Origin of the sequence: Faecalibacterium sp. 3 (assembly GCF_048323735.1) — a bacterium.
Taxonomy (GTDB): Bacteria; Bacillota; Clostridia; order Oscillospirales; family Ruminococcaceae; genus Faecalibacterium; species Faecalibacterium wellingii.
This window is the reverse complement of sequence record NZ_JBLWFN010000001.1, coordinates 1788144-1804952: the sequence shown is the minus strand read 5'-3', so window position 1 is coordinate 1804952 and position 16809 is coordinate 1788144. Positions and strand designations below refer to the sequence as shown.

Annotated in this window: 18 protein-coding genes and 1 pseudogene; 4 read left to right on the top strand and 15 right to left on the bottom strand. The window is 54.1% G+C overall.

Features of this window, described 5'->3' with window-relative positions; genetic code table 11:
- Positions 1-12: 12 nt before the first annotated feature.
- The 13 genes and pseudogenes from ACNSPV_RS08540 to ACNSPV_RS08480 form a co-directional block, all read right to left on the bottom strand.
- Positions 13-1455 (bottom strand): annotated as a pseudogene (locus tag ACNSPV_RS08540) (VirB4-like conjugal transfer ATPase, CD1110 family); the annotation flags it as partial.
- The gene (locus ACNSPV_RS08535) at positions 1430-1792 is read right to left on the bottom strand and encodes a PrgI family protein (RefSeq protein WP_348583705.1); all 363 of its coding nucleotides are present in this window, start codon (positions 1790-1792) and stop codon (positions 1430-1432) included. The gene ACNSPV_RS08535 and the pseudogene ACNSPV_RS08540, both read right to left, overlap by 26 nt.
- A gap of 12 nt (positions 1793-1804) precedes the next feature.
- Positions 1805-2671: a VirB6/TrbL-like conjugal transfer protein, CD1112 family gene (locus ACNSPV_RS08530; RefSeq protein ID WP_348583706.1), complete on the bottom strand. Its 867-nt coding sequence runs from the start codon at positions 2669-2671 to the stop codon at positions 1805-1807.
- 228 nt (positions 2672-2899) lie between these two features.
- Entirely contained in the window at positions 2900-3115 is a 216-nt protein-coding gene (locus tag ACNSPV_RS08525) for a Maff2 family mobile element protein (RefSeq protein ID WP_015565185.1), read from the bottom strand.
- A 134-nt stretch (positions 3116-3249) separates the two neighbouring features.
- Positions 3250-3465: a Maff2 family mobile element protein gene (locus ACNSPV_RS08520; protein ID WP_015565186.1), complete on the bottom strand. Its 216-nt coding sequence runs from the start codon at positions 3463-3465 to the stop codon at positions 3250-3252.
- A gap of 135 nt (positions 3466-3600) precedes the next feature.
- Positions 3601-5382, bottom strand: coding sequence for a VirD4-like conjugal transfer protein, CD1115 family (locus ACNSPV_RS08515; protein ID WP_348583707.1), 1782 nt, complete (start codon positions 5380-5382; stop codon positions 3601-3603).
- Positions 5379-5837 carry a PcfB family protein gene (locus tag ACNSPV_RS08510; RefSeq protein ID WP_112146226.1) on the bottom strand — a complete coding sequence of 153 codons (459 nt, stop codon included), beginning with the start codon at positions 5835-5837 and terminating at the stop codon, positions 5379-5381. Before ACNSPV_RS08510 ends, ACNSPV_RS08515 begins: the two co-directional genes overlap by 4 nt.
- A gap of 29 nt (positions 5838-5866) precedes the next feature.
- A complete protein-coding gene (locus ACNSPV_RS08505; protein WP_112146224.1) occupies positions 5867-6313 on the bottom strand; it encodes a DUF3846 domain-containing protein in 447 nt (148 codons plus the stop codon).
- Positions 6314-6436: 123 nt separating this feature from the next.
- The gene (locus ACNSPV_RS08500; RefSeq protein WP_348583708.1) at positions 6437-6883 is read right to left on the bottom strand and encodes a hypothetical protein; all 447 of its coding nucleotides are present in this window, start codon (positions 6881-6883) and stop codon (positions 6437-6439) included.
- 9 nt (positions 6884-6892) lie between these two features.
- Positions 6893-7318 carry a hypothetical protein gene (locus ACNSPV_RS08495; protein WP_348583709.1) on the bottom strand — a complete coding sequence of 142 codons (426 nt, stop codon included), beginning with the start codon at positions 7316-7318 and terminating at the stop codon, positions 6893-6895.
- Between the two features lie 63 nt (positions 7319-7381).
- Positions 7382-8308, bottom strand: a complete 927-nt coding sequence (locus ACNSPV_RS08490) for a ParB/RepB/Spo0J family partition protein (RefSeq protein ID WP_112146215.1) — start codon at positions 8306-8308, stop codon at positions 7382-7384.
- Positions 8265-9116 carry a ParA family protein gene (locus tag ACNSPV_RS08485; RefSeq protein WP_112146213.1) on the bottom strand — a complete coding sequence of 284 codons (852 nt, stop codon included), beginning with the start codon at positions 9114-9116 and terminating at the stop codon, positions 8265-8267. Before ACNSPV_RS08485 ends, ACNSPV_RS08490 begins: the two co-directional genes overlap by 44 nt.
- Entirely contained in the window at positions 9097-9975 is an 879-nt protein-coding gene (locus ACNSPV_RS08480; RefSeq protein ID WP_156061918.1) for a DUF6017 domain-containing protein, read from the bottom strand. Before ACNSPV_RS08480 ends, ACNSPV_RS08485 begins: the two co-directional genes overlap by 20 nt.
- A 467-nt stretch (positions 9976-10442) precedes the next feature.
- On the opposite strand from ACNSPV_RS08480, the gene bilS reads away from it, so the two are divergent.
- The gene (gene bilS / locus ACNSPV_RS08475) at positions 10443-10934 is read left to right on the top strand and encodes a flavodoxin family protein BilS (RefSeq protein ID WP_348583710.1); all 492 of its coding nucleotides are present in this window, start codon (positions 10443-10445) and stop codon (positions 10932-10934) included.
- 92 nt (positions 10935-11026) lie between these two features.
- On the opposite strand, the gene ACNSPV_RS08470 is transcribed toward bilS, so the two are convergent.
- Positions 11027-11863: a DNA-3-methyladenine glycosylase family protein gene (locus ACNSPV_RS08470; RefSeq protein ID WP_348583711.1), complete on the bottom strand. Its 837-nt coding sequence runs from the start codon at positions 11861-11863 to the stop codon at positions 11027-11029.
- Entirely contained in the window at positions 11863-12408 is a 546-nt protein-coding gene (gene yfcE / locus ACNSPV_RS08465) for a phosphodiesterase (RefSeq protein ID WP_348583712.1), read from the bottom strand. Before yfcE ends, ACNSPV_RS08470 begins: the two co-directional genes overlap by 1 nt.
- Positions 12409-12717: 309 nt before the next feature.
- Here yfcE and ACNSPV_RS08460 point away from each other — a divergent pair, with 309 nt between their 5' ends.
- From ACNSPV_RS08460 to pyk, 3 genes are all read left to right on the top strand, one after another.
- A complete protein-coding gene (locus ACNSPV_RS08460; RefSeq protein ID WP_348583713.1) occupies positions 12718-14049 on the top strand; it encodes an MATE family efflux transporter in 1332 nt (443 codons plus the stop codon).
- 192 nt (positions 14050-14241) lie between these two features.
- Positions 14242-15633, top strand: coding sequence for a sodium:alanine symporter family protein (locus tag ACNSPV_RS08455; RefSeq protein WP_348583714.1), 1392 nt, complete (start codon positions 14242-14244; stop codon positions 15631-15633).
- A 167-nt stretch (positions 15634-15800) separates the two neighbouring features.
- Positions 15801-16754, top strand: coding sequence for a pyruvate kinase (gene pyk / locus ACNSPV_RS08450; protein WP_348583715.1), 954 nt, complete (start codon positions 15801-15803; stop codon positions 16752-16754).
- Positions 16755-16809: the final 55 nt, after the last annotated feature.

Sequence of the window (16809 nt, the reverse complement as noted above, 5' to 3'; positions counted from 1 at the left end):
TTCGTGTCGCACCTCACATTCTGGGTCGCAGATGATAATATCATCGTCCGTCACGAGGAATGCGTTGCAGATCTCACGCTTTGCGCTGAAGGACTTGCCGGAACCGGGAGTGCCTAGAATCAGACCGTTGGGGTTCTTCAGCTTTTTGCGGTCAACCATAATCAGGTTGTTGGACAGGGCGTTCAAGCCATAATACAGGCTTTCCTTGCCGTTGTCGAACAGCTCCTGTGTGGTAAACGGCACAAAAATCGCCGTGCTGCTGGTGGTCAGACCGCGCTGGATCTCGATCTGGCAGTCTGCCAGCGGCAGCGAGGACATAAGCCCCTGCTCCTGCTGAAAATCAAGGCGACATAATTCGCAGTTGTGCTTCTGGGCAATGCTGACTGCCTGAAATACGTTGGTTTCCAGTTCCTGCTCGGTCTTGCCGGTGTTCAAAACCAGAAAGGTAACAAGGAACATCCGCTCGTTCTGGCTCTGCAATTCCTTCAAAAGTGCCTTGGCATCCCTGCCATAAGTCGCCAAATCAGACGGAATCACGTCCATATCGTATCCGGCGCGGACGGCTTTTTTCTGCTCCTCGATCTTGGACCTATCGAGTTCGGTGATGGTGTGTTTGATGGTTTTGATGGCCTTGTTCTGGTCAACGGACTGGATGTGCATGGTAACGATCTGGCTGGAATCCATGTCCAGAAAATCCTTCAGCAACTGGTCGCTCAGGTCAGAAGCCGTAATATTCAGGAAGCTGACCGCCCCGAAGATGCCGCCCACCTGAAAGGTACGGCTGTTCTTAAACGCCAGCGCAGTGGGGGCAATGGCATCCTTTACGGACAGACCACTGGGCACAAGGTCTTTCCAGTTGAAGTGGAACTTGTTGGCTCCGTCCATGTTCAGCATCCCATGCATCAGCCGCAGACGTTCCGTACCGTCCAACGGTTTTGCCAGAACGCCCAACCTGTGAAAGTTGTTCATCAGGTCGTTCTGGATGTGCTCCAACCGGGGTTTGACCTGCGCCATGCTGTCGCCCTCGATGCCGTAGGTCAGGAATTTGGTCTTGGTCAGACCGTTGTTGCCCTTGGAAAGCTGCTGCCGCAACATCTGGCTGTACTCGGCTCGCACATCATCAAAGCCATCCTGCTGGTACGGGATGCGGATGGACTTTTCAAAGTCTGCCGAATCGGTGGCGGTATTCACAAAGGACAGTTCAAAGTGGATAGAGCTGTCGAAAAAGTTGAGAAAAGAGCACCATTCCTCAAAGATGGCGGTCTTGTCCTCCTGCTGCGCGAGCTGATAATTGATATCCTGATACTGGATGGTGCGGGTGTAGTAGCCGGGACGGACACGGCAAGTGCCATCCTCAAACATCCGCTGGAACGGGACGCTCTCCTGTGCCGTGCGGGGCACCGTGGGCTTGGGCGGCTTCTTGCCGTCCTTATTCTTTTTCAGAAACGGAATCATGGGTCATGCCTCCCTTCATCAAAATCGCATAGTAGTTGTTGGTCTTGTACGGACGCACCTTCGGGCGAACAAAACGCGCCTGAAAGTAGTACCGCAGGATCTTTTCAGCGGGCTGGCCGTTTTTCTGGTACATGGCCAGAAAGAACATAGGCAGCATGACCGCCATCATGCCGAGGGTAGCGCCGGAATTGCCTGCGGTATCCCGCAGAACAAAGAACAGCGGCACGCCCACAACTGCCGCTGCACCAAAACAGATAAGCTGCCGGGCGGTCAGGTTGAAGGCTACTTTGGACTTCACCTTGCTGAAATCGCGCGGCACGGAAATATAAGCTGCCAAAATTCCACCTCCTTAGTGTGCGCCCAGAATGCTCCGGGCGACGGAACCAGTCTTGAACAGCGTAAAGCACAGCAGCACCGTGTACCCCACGATGCTCCAGATCGAGTTGATGGCATCCCCGGATATGGCGACATTCTGAAGCAGAACAGCATAAATCGCCACGCAGATCAGAATCAGGAAACCCTGAAATCCCAGCGCGAACAGAGAACGAAGATAGTTCTGTCCCACATGGGATTGCTCGTGGTTGCCCCATGTTGCCATGGGCACCGGGGCAAGGCTGACCATCATGTAGATCTCAATCATTCTTCCGTAGACGATGACGAAAATCACGATGGACAGGATGCGCATAGTGATGCCGATGAAGAAGGACTGCAAGAACAGCCCGAACAGTGGGCCTACGTCCATCTGCATCATGCTGGATTGCAGCATCGACAAGCCGATATCGTTGACCCTTGTATTGCCGGAAATAATGCCGCTGGAATTTGCCACCACCTGCTGGGTCACGTCGAACACCGCCATGATGATGTCGAAGGTGTTGGAGATCATCCACACCGAAATGGCAGTCTTGAAGATCCATTTCATCAGCAGCGCAGGTTCAAATTGTGCCATGTTGTTGTGCTCTGTGATGAGCTGAATCAGCTCGTAGCAGGCAATAAAGGTCAAAATCACACCTGCAATGGGCAGCACCACATTCCGGGAGAGGGCTTCGATCATAGCGAAAACGCGCGGTTCAAAACTGGATGGTTTGGTGCCGACTTGCTGGGCGATGCCGCCCACTTGGGTGTTCACATCATCAAACAAGCCGGAGAGATTGGACATGATCGCCGCTGTCAGCAGCGACTTGATCCAATCGGAGATTGCTTTGAGAACAGTTTCCACTCAGCGCCACCACCCATCAAGAAAAATGGTTGATAAGGGTCTTGAGCAGGTTGAGCAGAAAAATAAGGTGAGTCAGAATCTGCATAATAGCACCGTCCTTTCAGAATAAAGGTGAATATTCGATTTGCAATGCGTTTCCTCTTTATAATAAGAATCCGTTTGCCACGGAGGGGCTGGAAATACTTGCAAGTAAATATGTACGGGGCGGCAATCGCCGCCCGGAAAAGATTAGCCGAACAGACCAGACAGCAGAGGAATGAGGGTGATACCGATGAGGGCAACGCCGCCGCCAGCCATCAGCTGCTTCATACCCTGACTTTTTGCGGAGGGGTTATCGCCGCCGTAACCTTCCATGAGGTTCACAGCACCCCACACGCCCAGACCGGCACCCAGAGCAACCACCAGAGTCTTCAGAACGTCCACTGCACTGTTAAAGAATTCCATAGTAAAATCTCCTTTGTTTTGGAAAAAGCGACCCTGCACACCCCTGAAATCCATTTATTGAAACACCGTAAGCTGCGGCAGAAGTTGATTTGCTAGTGTACTTATGGGTCAAACTGTGTTTATGTGAGAGCGAATTAGCCGAACAGACCGGACAGCAGGGGCACCAGAGTGATACCGATGAGGGCAACGCCGCCGCCAGCCATCAGCTGCTTCATACCCTGGCTCTTGGCAGAGGGGTTATCGCCGCCGTAGCCTTCCATGAGGTTCACAGCACCCCACACGCCCAGACCGGCACCCAGTGCCACAACCAGAGTCTTCAGAACATCCACTGCACTATTAAAGAATTCCATAGTAATCTCCTTTGTTTTGAAAAAGCGACCCTGCACACCCCTGAAATCCGTTTGCAAAAAGCCGAAAACCACGGCGAAGGCTGATTTTCCGGTGTACCTGTTGGGTCAATGGGTAAAAAATAACCGCTCGTCTTATCAGGCGGGCGGGAGTGAATCGGCATCCACCATGATGAAGGTATCATCCGGGTGGATTTTTTCTTTTCGTTTCAAGAACTTCTCGATATCGAGTGCGTTCTTGGGGTCATAGTCGGAGGTGTACTTGTAGTTCGGGTGCTGGGTCAGGTCGTACTTGTCGCTCAAAAACGGGCGCACACCCCGCAGTTGCAGGATGCACTTGCCGCCATCCAGCACCGCCAGTTCATCCCGGCTCATAAGTTCGTGGCCGAGTTTTTGATAGTTGGTGCCATAGCTTGGGCTATTGCCACGGGTATCAGAATTGTTGTAGCTGTCGATGGTTTCCTTGCCGAGTGCTTCGGCAAGATCTTTCAGGGTGGTAGGCTCGCTGCCGCCGAGAAAGATCTGGCTGTCCATGTTGCCCACGATGGTATCCGCATTGTCCTTGTAGATGGCTTTCAACTGGCTGCGGGTCTGCAAGACCAGACACGCCGAGATCTCACGGCTGCGGATAGTGGCCACCAGTTTTTCCAGTTGTGGAATCTGACCGATGTTAGCACACTCATCAATGAGGCACCGCACATGGATGGGCAGCTTACCGCCGTACACATCATCGGCTTTGTCGCAGAGCAGATTGAAAAGCTGGGTGTAGATCATAGAGATTAAGAAGTTGAATGTACTGTCGGTATCACTCATAATCAGGAACAATGCCGTTTTCCGGTCGCCCAGCTTGTCGAGTTCCAGTTCATCATACATGGTGGCATCCCGAACTTCCTGAATGTCGAATGGAGATAAACGGGCACCGCAGGAAATAAGGATCGACTTAGCCGTCTTGCCGGCAGCTAGCTTATAAAGTTTGTACTGCCGCACTGCAAAGGATTTTGGTTTTTTCTTACCCAGATCCTCAAACAACAGGTCTACCGGATTCTGATAGGTTTCATCATCTTCCGAAACCTGCATAGTGTTTAGCATTTCCAGCAATGTTGCAAAGTTTTGCTCTTCAACTGGGGCTTCATAATGCAGATAGGCAATCAGTGAAACGAGCAAAAGCCGTTCCGCTTTGTCCCAGAATGGGTCGCCGCCCTGACCTTCACCTTTGGTGTTGGTCATCAGTGCAGTCACGAGTTTCAGCACATCCTTTTCACTATGGATGTACGCCATAGGGTTATAGCGCATACTCTTGGAAAAGTTGATCGTGTTGAAGAATTTTAGCTTGTAGCCGTGCTTTAACAGGGCTTCTCCACATTCCACGCCGATACTACCTTTCGGATCTGTAACCACGAATGATACCGGAAAATTCTTGGAATCACATTGCAGCAGATTCGGCTTGATAAAGAACCTTGTCTTGCCGCTGCCGGAGCCGCCCACCACCAGCACGTTTTTGTTCCGGGCGTTCTTGGGGTCAGGTGGGCGGTTGGACATCATCAGGTGTTCCGTTTTGGTGAGGATGATGTTGTCCTCAAATTTCGGAGCCATGAAAGGTTCGATATCTTTAGGCCCGCCCCACCGGGCAGCGCCGTACTCCATGCCGTGACGGTACTTCTTGGCGTTTTTGCCTTTCAGGTACACCGCCAGCCGCATCCCTGCACCGCAGCACAGACCAATGAACAGGTCAAACGGATGCAGGCTGGGCTGCGGATTGGAAAATGCAGCCGGGAGCGTATCCATCAGCGATACGATTTTATCGCCCAGTTCCTTGCCCACAGCCAGCCGCCATGCCTCGCCCAGATTGGTTGCCAGCAAGCCAATTACCACATAGGGCAGATAGAGCGCCAGCAGCTTAGAGAGTTTCTTTTTGCTCATAGACCGCGCTCCTCCTGCTTATGCCGCACCTTGTCCGGTAGGTTTGCAACGGACTGCGCCAGATCATGCAGCTTTGCCAGCACGGAAGGACGCTTGGTTTTATCCAGCACCGATGCCGAATATTCCTTGAAAGCTGCGTTCAATGCGTCCGTGTCCTGTGCCTTAAAGTAGACCATATACCGGGGCGGCGTGCAGGACAGGTCTTTCTGGATGGAGTAGTCGATGTGATACCGCTTGGCGAAGCGGTCAAAATCCTTGATGCCGGTTTTCTGAATCTCCACATTTGTCACGCCACGATTCTGCCGCACCAGCCGCTTCATGGACTGCTTGCCCTGCGAAGCGTGCTTGTCGTACTGCCGCAGCAGAAACTGCATCCCGCGCAGCAGGGTGCGGGCAGACAGTTTTGTGGTCGAGATGGCAAAGTTGACCGTCTTATGCTCGATTTCTTCCTGCATCGTTACCACCTCCCTGAGAGAAATTCAGCTTAACGGTCATGTTCCACCGGGGGCTTGCTCACAGCCTTTTCTGCATCACTCCGAATCGATTCATCCGGCACCGGAATGACCATCAGGCGACGCCCCAGAGGGAGAAAGGCTTCGGGTTGATGGAATTCTTCTTCATACTTCTGCGCCAGTTCCGGGGAGAGCGATACAAAGTCCTCCTCTCCCAGTCCCACCACCAGAAAGGTTCCGGCAATGACATCGTACATAAGCCCGTCCTCGTCCCACAGGGCACGGTTCAACGGCAGTCCCATAAGCTTGCCATCATCGTTGTAGACAATGGCGACCGGATCTTCAAAAGGATAGCTTGCGCCGATGGAGCCGCCCACAGCCTGCTGCAAAGCCTTCAATTCGTTATCGATCTCGACCTGCTGCGGATACTGTCCCGGTGCAATTTTCAGCACTGACAGAGTGTTCTCGTTCTGTTCCATTATCGTCCTCCTTGAATTTGATCGTGATTTCCTGCCCGGCACGGGCGGCGTTCAACAGCGCTGCCACAAAGAAGCCAAAAATAGCGCCGGCTTCAAAAAGCATAAATCCAAAGACAAATCGCATCAGTCATCCTCCGACAGTTCCACACCGATACACCGTTTTCCGTCTTTGTCGTAGAAAAACAGGTGTGCCAGAAGCCAGTCATCCAAGTCCAGCTTCTCATATATGCTCGGAAGAATAAGGAAGTGGTCATTGTCCTTCCGGCAGAGAAAGGCTGTATCCTCTAGGATGCGTTTGCCATCCACAATGCGAACCTGCTCCGGCTGATAGCGGATTTGGAAATCCGTAAAAGGAATATTGCAGGCTTTGTAGGTGCCCTCCCAATACGGGGATTTTTTCTGCATTGCCGCATCATAAGGAACATAATGGATGCCCTCTGCGGCACTGATGGTCACAACTTCCGGGCTGTGCTCAAAACCGTATATACTGGCTTTGATAAGTTCATCAATGACTTCACCATCGGACAGTCCCGGATACATACTCTGGAAAAATTCCGCTCTCGTTGACATAGTGGCACCTCAGTCGATGCAGATGCAGGGCAGCTTCTGGTCATCTGCCATCAGGGTGATGCTGTGGCTTTCCAGATACTTCTGGAACAGGTAGACCTCATCAATGGTCAGAGAGATGACCCTGCCGTCCATGTTGGTACGAGCCAGAATCACCGGGCCGGTCAGGTAGTGCTTGCCGCCCATCTTCAGCACCTGCGCCGGATTGTAGCAGAGCAGCAGCGAGGTGTCAGGGAGGTTCAGGCAGGCATCGTCCTCCTCAAAGCAGGGCAGAATGCCGGGAGCCTCATCCAGCTTGATGATGGTCAACTCCATATCCGGGGCAATGGCTGCGAGGTAGACCTCACCGCTGCCCCTGTTTGCCGCCAGTGCAGCGCAGATACGCACGTCAATGGTGATCTCTTCGGAGCGGATGGTACGGATGGCGTTATTTTTCATAGGCTTTTTCTCCTTTGTTTGCAAAAGAAAAAGACCCCATCGGGTCTTTCGTTACGGTGTGAGTCAGCGTTCGTTCTGCCGCTGGAGCTTGCGCTGCCACTGTTCCAGCAGCTTGATGATGGTGTCCTCCATCTGTTTCGGGGTGTAGCTGCGGGGAAAGTATTTCCGCAGGGTGTCGTTTTTGATGACCACCTTGTCCAGCTCGTCCTTTTTTTCTTCGCCCATGACGGCAAAGGCAACATCATACGAGAAGTGCCCCTCCTGCGCCAGCTTTTTAAGCCGCTGCGCTTGGGAAAGGGATGGCGCATTTTGGGTGTCGTTCATCGCTTCTAAAAAATCCCGCTGTTGGTTCGTGTCGAGATACGACAACTCCACAGCGGGATTGAAGGCAATCTTCTTTTCGTCTACCATGTCCAGCAGTTCAGGTACAAGATTGGTCAGGCGGATAAAGCGCCGAACCTGATTCCTACTGTCGCCAGATTCCTGACCAACAATGTCTGCTGTTTCCAACTTCCGCCCAAGTTGGGCGGAAGTTAAATCCGACCTAGCACCTTGATTTTTTAGAGCTTCCAGCTTCATTTTGTAGGCAAAAGCCCTTTCACTGGGCAGGATGTTCTCACGCTGGAGATTGCTGTCCACCATGAGCAAAACTGCGGCATCATCATCCATGTTGCGGACAATGACCGGCAGGGCATCCAGCCCGGCAAGCTGTGCAGCGTGCTGGCGGCGATGCCCGGAGATGATCTCATAGCCACCTTCCGGGCGTGGGCGGGCAATCAGCGGAGAAAGCACACCGTACTGTTCTACACTCTCTACAGTGCGCTGCATGGACTCGTCGTCCAAAACCTTAAAGGGGTGGTTCTTGAAAGGGAACAGCTCTCCAATGGGAATCTGCTGCACCTGCTCCCGCTGCTGTTCCTGTCGGGATTCTTCCGTGGAGAAAATGTCATCTGCCCCTTTCAGCGACACGTTTAAGCTGCCTTTCGGCATTCGCCATCACCTCCTTCGTCAGAGAGCGGTAGGCTTCTGCCACCTTGCCTTTGGGGTCGTGCTGGAAAATGCTCTTACCCACGGCACTGATCTCCGCAGCACGGACAGACCGGGGAATGGTCTGGTCGAACACCTTGATCCTGCTGCCGTAAGCACCCCGAATCAGATTGTCGATCTGCTGTCCGTAGTTGGTGCGGCTGTCGGTCATGGTCAACAGGATGCCCTCAATTTTCAGCTTGGGGTTGATCTGCCGCCGGACCTTCTGGACGGTCTGCAAAAGCTGTTCCAGACCTTTGGCCGAAAGGTACTGCGCCTGCACGGGAATCAGGGTGGTGTCGGCTGCTGCCAAGGCATTGACGGTCAGCATCCCAAGGGAAGGGGTACAGTCCAGCAGAATGAAATCGTATTCATGCTTTGCACCTTCCAGCACCTGTTTCAACATTTTTTCGCGGTTCATGCAGTTGACAAGGGAAACTTCCAGCCCTGCCAGTTCGATGTTTGCAGGGATCAGGTCAACGCCTTCTGCATGGTGCAGAACGCCCTCGCCGGGCGGAATGCTCTGGTCGTTCATGGCTTTTGCCATCAAGGTGGAAAGGGTGGTGGGCAGTTCATCGGGTTGCTGCCAGCCCATGCTGATGGTCAGTGACCCCTGTGGGTCAGCGTCCACCAACAAGACCTTTTTGCCCTCCATCGCCAACCCGATGCCCAGATTTTCACAGGTGGTGGTCTTGCCGGTGCCGCCCTTTTGGTTGACAATGGCAATCGTGGTACATTTCTTTGCGATAAAATCACCCCCTCGTGGAGCCATGCGCAAAGTCATGGTTCGTTCGATTTTGATAGACTAGCTGCATTGTGGTCGGTGCGTTGTACAGAGAGGCAAGCAGATATTGTTTCATGTTTCGGATCGGGCTGCTGTTCTCTGCAAGGCACTTCAACACAAATTGGATGTGGTCGGCGTTCAGCTTCATAAAGCGGCTGCGCACGACTTCGGCAGGCTTATCGTCCCCAGCAATGCGCAGCATCTTGCGATTGGTGGCGCAGGTGTCCACCAGCAGATCTACGATCTGATAGATGGTGTCCTCATCGTCAGGGCAGAGCCGGAGCAGGGTATCCACCTCCAAAGACTGTGAAAAATATTCTTCCAGTTGTTCGCGTTTGCTCATCCCATCCTCTTCTTCCGAATAGAATGGATAAGTTTCACTCATTTCAGTATTATTCTCCTCTGTCTTATTACATCGTGGTTTTGCAGGGTCTTGACTTGCGCTTTTGAAGCCTCCAGAATCGTGAAAATCACGATTCTGGAATATTGATTTTGACGATTCTGCCGAAAAGTTTTTCACATACACCAAACTTGGTTTGCCCAAACCTCTGCGTTTTCGTTCAATCAAACCAAATTCTTCAAGTTCCCGCAGCAGCTTGGTGGCTTTGTTGTCTGCGCAACACAATGCCCTCTTGACATCTTCGATTGTGAAGATGATGAACACCCGGCCTTGTTCGTCCAGCCAACCATTTTTAGCAGATAGGCTCATGCGGTCGAGCAGGATACCGTACAGTGTTTTGGCATCGGTTGACAGGCTCTGGAATCGTGGTTCCTGAAACAGTGCTTTGGGTATGCGGTAGAATGAGAAAAGCTCTCCGGCTTGTCCATAGAAGTAATCAAGGGTCATGCGGCTGTGCTCTGAAATAGCGTCGGTAAGATGTTGACATTGTAGAAAACCTCCTCGCAATAGATTTTTTGAAATAAAAAAGCGCAATTCCGATTTTTGAAAATCAAAATTGCGCTTTTCAGCTTGATAAATAAGAAGATTTCAACCTGTTTGGTACCGAAAGAGGGATAAAACATCTTGACAACACCTAGAGACAGGTTGTAAACTATACATCGTCAATAAAACTCGTTTAAGCAACAGAGTTGCTTCTGGGTGAGAATGCGTCTTTCTCGAAATAAAGCGTTATAACGACGAATATCGATCATCCCCGCACCTTTGTGTGGGGGTGCGTGAGTGCGTGGTTCGGGAGAGCGCTTGCATGGCATGCAAGAGGTCACCGGTTCGATCCCGGTATTCTCCACCAGAAGGAAAAGCACCGCACGGAAACGTGTGGTGTTTTTTGTTACTACCGAACAAAGGAGAAACCTATGAGCTACGCGATCGTATTCAGCAGTAAAACAGGCAACACAAAATTACTGGCAGACACGCTGCACACCTGTCTGCCGCAGGAAAGCTGCTGCTATTTTGGCACTCCGGACCCTGCTGCCCTGGAGGCAGACGAGCTCTACGTGGGCTTCTGGACAGACAAAGGAACCGCTGACGAAAGTACTTTGGACTTTTTGAAGCAGCTGCATGGCAAAAACATCTTCCTCTTTGGCACCGCCGGTTTTGGCGGCAGTGAGGAGTATTTCAGCAAGATCCTGAAAAAGGCGGAGCGTTCACTGGACAGGAGCAACACGGTCTTCGGCCGTTATATGTGTCAGGGCAAGATGCCGCTGTCGGTACGCCAGCGGTATGAGGGCATGAAAAAGCAGCCGATCTATCTGCCCAACCTGGATGCACTGATCGAGAATTTCGACAACGCCCTTTCTCACCCGGATGCGGATGATCTGGAACGGCTGAAGCGGGCGGTAAAATGATAAAAAGGCAGTGGTTTCCCTCAAATAGGGGAAGCCACCGCCTTTTTTGCTTAACGGATGATCCTGCGCTCCTGTCTGCAGTTTCGCGGTTCTCATCCCACGCTTCTTTTATAAAAGAACAGGTACTGCTGCACGATGCCCGCTTCCGGCCCGAACTGAGGGAACGGGTCCTGCCCGGCAAACTCGTCCCGGATGAGCCGTTCGATCCAGACATCCACCGGCACACGGCCCACACGACCATAGCCGAACAGACACACGCAGTTTGCCACCTTTTTGCCCACGCCATCCAGTTCCATCAAACGGGCAAAAAGCGCTTCATCGGGCATGGAAGTCAGCTTCTTCAGGTCCAGTGTTCCCTCTGCCGCCTGCTGCGCCGCATGCAGCACGTAGCGGGTGCGGTAGCCAAGACCGCACTCCTGCAGCGCCTGCTCCCCGGCACAGCAGAGCGCTTCTGCTGTCGGGAACGCATACACCGGCCCTTCGTCATCGCTGCCCAGCCGCTCGCCAAACCGCTCCGAAAGCAGTTCTACCGCCCTGCGGATGGCCGGGATGCTCTTTCGCTGCGAGATGATGAAGCTGACCAGCATCTCCCACTCGTCCTGCCGCAGCACCCGGATGCCCCGGCCATATTCCATGGCACGCTGCAAAAAGTCGTTCCGGCTGTCCAGCTTTCCACGCAGAGCGGCATAGCTGCGGCCAAAGTCGAAGTAACCGTGCCAGAAGGTTTCCCATGCGCCCGGCTCGCACCGCACCGTGTAGGTTCCGCTGCGCAGTGGTCTGAGGTAAAGCAGCTGTCTCCCGGAAACAAACCGATACCAGCCCTCCGCCTGCTTCCGGGGGCGAAAGCACTGGCCGCTTGCCAGAATTTTGTCCGGGTCGAAATCATCCCGGATCTGAACCGTTTTCTCTTCCAGCTTCATTGCCCCCATCACAGCTCCAGCTCCCGGTACACTTCACCTTCCAGCGTTTTCCAAAGGAAGGTCTCCCCTTCCAGTGTCATATAGCTGTGTGCACTCCCCTCCTTTGGGATGCTCACAGAACCGGGGTTCAGGTAGAGATTGCCTTCGCCGAACTCTGTCCACGCCGGAATGTGGGTGTGGCCATGCAGCAGGATATCTCCCGGAGCCAGCGGCGGCAGATTTTTCAGGTTGTGCACATGACCGTGGGTAGCGTAAACGAGCCGCCTGCCCACCGGCAGCGCAGCATAGTCGGCCAGAATGGGAAAATCCAGCACCATCTGATCCACCTCAGCGTCACAGTTTCCCCGCACGCACAAAAGCGCCGGCTTCAGCCCGTTCAAAAGCGGGATGACCTCCTTCGGGGCATAGCCCTCCGGCAGGTCGTTGCGGGGGCCGTGATACAAAAGATCCCCCAGCAAAAGCAGCCGGTCTGCTCTCTCCCGCTCAAAGGCTTCGAGCATTTTTTTGCAGTAAAACGCCGACCCGTGCAGGTCGGATGCGATCATCCATTTCATGGCAGGATTCTCCTTATTTTATAAAGTATCTATTTTTATTTTAGCCTCCCGGTGAAAAATGGTCAAGTCTATAAAAGTCATACTTTATCCGTTTAACCTCTTGACATCTGCCGGAAGCCGTGTTATCCTACAGTTAATAAAATTCGTGTGGATTTTTACAGCAATATGCTACTTTTCGCCACACAATGACTTCAAAAGAGCCATTGTGTGGCTTTTTTGCGTCTGCTTTTATCTTCGAGCAGTCTCGCCCTGACGATTCCGCGGCTGCAGTAATTCATTCCTTTTCTCTACAGGAGCAATGCAAACACTATGAACGAGACCTTTATGAAAGAAAAACCGGTGCTGCCGCTGTTGGTATCCATGGCGCTGCCCAATGTTATTTCCATGCTGGTGAACAGTCTGTACAACATTGTAGACAGCCTGTTTGTGGCCCGCATCAGCGAAGACGCCATGACTGCTTTGTCGCTGGTGTTCCCGATCCAGAATTTTGCCAACGCCATCGCCATCGGCTTCGGTATCGGCATCAATGCCATGATCGCACTGTATCTGGGCGCAGGCGACCGCAAAAAGGCCGAGACCGCAGCCACCCACGGTATGGCTCTGAGCCTGATACACGGCATTCTCATCACCATTCTCAGCATCGCCATCATGCCGGGCTTTTTGCGCCGGTTCACCGGTGACGAAAGCCTGATCTCCTCCGGCATCACCTACTCCACCATCGTATTCCTGTTTGCCACCATCAACATGGCGGCACTGGCCTTTGAAAAGATGTTTCAGGCCGTGGGCCGCATGAAGGTGACCATGGCCGCACTGATCTTCGGCTGTGTGTGCAACATCCTTCTGGACCCCATCCTGATCTTCGGCCTTGGCCCAGTGCCTGCCATGGGCATTGCAGGTGCAGCCCTTGCCACCGGCATCGGTCAGCTGCTGAGCCTGTGTGTCTACCTTTTCGTCTATGCCCGCATCGAGCTCCCGGTGCGCCTGCGCCGCAGCTGCCTGCGCCCGGACGCCGCACTGGACAAAAGGCTTTACGGCATCGGCGTGCCCGCCATTCTCAATCTGGCCCTGCCCTCCCTGCTGGTCACTTTCCTGAACGGACTGCTGGCGGGCTTTTCCCAGAGCTATGTGGTGGTGCTGGGCATCTACTATAAGCTGCAGACCTTCCTGTATCTGCCCGCTAACGGCATTGTGCAGGGCATGCGCCCGCTCATTGGTTACAACTACGGTGCCCGACAGCACGCCCGCGTGAAAAAGCTTTATGAGCTCACCCTCATTATGAGTGCAGCCATCATGGCGGCCGGGACCCTGATCTGCCTGTTCGCGTCCCGCCCGCTGATGCAGCTGTTCACCTCCAACCCCGAGACCATTGCCATCGGCCAGACCGCCCTGCGCATCATTTGTCTGGGTTTTGTGGTTTCTGCCGTCTCCACCACCTCTTCCGGTGCCTTGGAGGGCCTTGGCAAGGGCACCGAATCGCTGGTCATTTCGCTGTGCCGCTATCTTCTTTTCATTATGCCGCTGGCCGCTGTGCTGTGCCATTTCCTGGGCGCAAACGGCGTGTGGCATGCCTTCTGGATCACCGAGGCGCTTTCTGCGCTGGTGGCCTACCCGGTGTACCGCCGGGCAGTTGGAAAGCGTTGAGCTTTCCTGAAAGCGCCGAACGGCGAAGGCAAAGTAAAACAAACGTCCACAGCACAAGGGAGAGCCGCAAAGGTTCTTCCTTCTTTTTTGCGATTTTTATTTGACAGCGTATAAATCCTGATGTAAAATGAATTGTTTGTTTTCCGGCATTACGGCTGGAAAAGCGCAATTTAACAGAGGATGTGGGAAAATATGATCGAAACGATCACGGCCGTCAATCATGCGGTCAACCAATTCATCTGGGGCGTGCCTGCCATGGTGTGCATCATCGGCGTGGGCCTGCTCCTGAGCGTGCGCACGGGCTTTTTGCAGATCCGCAAATTCCCCTACGCCATCAAAACTACCATTGGACGCATGTTCCGCAAAAAGGATGCTTCCGATGGTGCCATGACGCCGTTTCAGGCGGTGTGCACCGCACTGGCGGGCACCGTGGGCACCGGCAACATCGCCGGTGTGGCAGGTGCCATCGCCATCGGCGGCCCGGGTGCGGTGTTCTGGATGTGGTGCTCTGCCCTGCTGGGCATGTGCACCAAGTTCGCTGAAGTCACGCTGGCGGTGTACTACCGTGAGCGCAGCGAGACCGGCGAATGGGTAGGCGGCCCCATGTACTACATTAAAAACGGCCTGAGCAAGCATTGGCAGTTTCTTGCTGTGCTGTATTCCCTGTTCGGCGTGCTGACCGTGTTCGGCACCGGCAATGCCACACAGGTGAACACCATCGTTGCGGCCATTGACACCGCCCTGCTGGAGTACGGCATCGTGGGCAGCGGTTCTCTTTCCACCCTGAACCTTGTGGTGGGCATCATCGTGACCCTGCTGGTAGCGCTGGTGCTGCTGGGCGGCATCAAGCGCATTGGCAGTGTGAGCGAAAAGCTGGTGCCCTTTATGGCGCTGTTCTATATCGCGCTGGCCGTGGGCGTCATGGTGCTGAATTTTGAGCGTCTGCCCTATGTGTTCAAGTCCATCGTTGCCGGTGCGTTCGATCCCGCTGCATTCACCGGCGGCACCATCGGCAGCCTGTTCGTCAGCATGCAGAAGGGCGTCTCCCGCGGCATCTTCTCCAACGAGGCCGGCCTTGGCACCGGCTCCATCGCCCACGCCTGCGCCGACACCAAAAAGCCGGTCAAGCAGGGCATGTTCGGCATCTTTGAAGTGTTTGCGGATACCATCGTCATCTGCACCCTGACCGCCATGGTCATCCTGTGCAGCGGCACTCCCGTGAATTACGGCACTGCTGCCGGTGCAGAGCTGACCATCAGCGGCTTCACCACCACCTACGGCGGGTGGGCATCGGTCTTTACCGCTGTGGCGCTGTGCTGCTTTGCCTTTTCCACTATCATCGGCTGGGGCCTGTACGGTTCCCGGTTCCTGGTGTTCCTGTGCCGCAGCGATAAGGTGGCAAAGCCCTTCTTTCTGGTCTACTCCTTTGTGTCCATTCTGGGCGCAACGATGGATCTGGGCCTGCTGTGGAGCATTGCGGATACCTTCAACGGCCTGATGAGCATTCCGAACCTGCTCGCACTGCTGCTGCTTTCCGGCACAGTGGTCAGGCTGACCCGGGAATTTTTTGCATCTGAGGGCTGATTGCCCACAACAAAAGAGGCTGTTGCACTTTCGGCTAAAACGATGTGCAACAGCCTCTTTTATTATCCCCTTATTCTGCCCGCGCCCGGCTCTTTTCAATCCAGACAGTTCATGTTACAATAGATGCATTAGATAACAGAACCGAAAATGGACGGAGGAAAAGGATTTTGGATTTTTATGGAACCATCGGCCCGGCCTGTGGGCAGCTGGAGACCCTGCAGCGCATGGTGGAAGCTGGCATGACCGGCATCCGCATGAATCTTTCCCACGGACCGCTGACCGCACATGCTGACTGGCTGGCAATGATCCGCGCAGCCGGCATCCGGCAGCTTCTCATCGACCTGCAGGGTCCGGAGCTGCGCATCGGCACGCTGGCAGAGCCTGTCACTCTGGTTGAGGGCAGTTCTGTACGCCTTGGCGCAGACGGCATTCCCTGCCCGGCAGCTCTGATGCAGGCCGCTGCACCCGGACAGCAGCTTCTGCTGGACGACGGGAAACTTCTGGTGCAGGTGACGCAGACCCTGCCGGGTGCCCTTTTGTGCACAGTGGTACGCGGCGGAACGCTGCAGAGCCGCAAAAGCATTGCTGCGCCGGGCCTTGCAGTGCACTCTCCTACCCTGACCGAAAAGGACCTGCAGAACCTGAAAATTGCAAAGCAGTGCGGTGTTACCGGCGTGATGCTGCCCTTTGTGCGCGGCAAGGCGGACATTCTGGCCCTGCGCAGCGCCTTAGAGCAGGCAGACGCAGCAGACATCCGCATTTTTGCCAAAATTGAAAACATGGCCGGGGTGCGAGCCCTGCCGGAATTTCTGCATCTTGCCGATGAGATCGTCATTGCCCGGGGCGACCTTGGCAACGCCATGCCGCTGTGGGAGCTGCCTCGCTGCCAGAAGCAGATTTCTGCTGCCTGCCGGGCTGCCGGTGTACCTTTTATGGTAGTGACCCAGATGCTGGACAGCATGTGCACCCAGGCCGTGCCCACCCGGGCCGAGGTGAGTGACATCTACAACGCCGTATTGGACGGTGCCGCCAGCGTCATGCTGACCGGCGAAACAGCTGCCGGGCAATACCCGGTGCAGGCCATGGAATATCTGGTGCGTACAGCACGCACCGCGATGTGATACGTGCTGATTTAGAATGCCCTCCGCTGCGCTCTGGGCATCGTCAGAGGAAGAA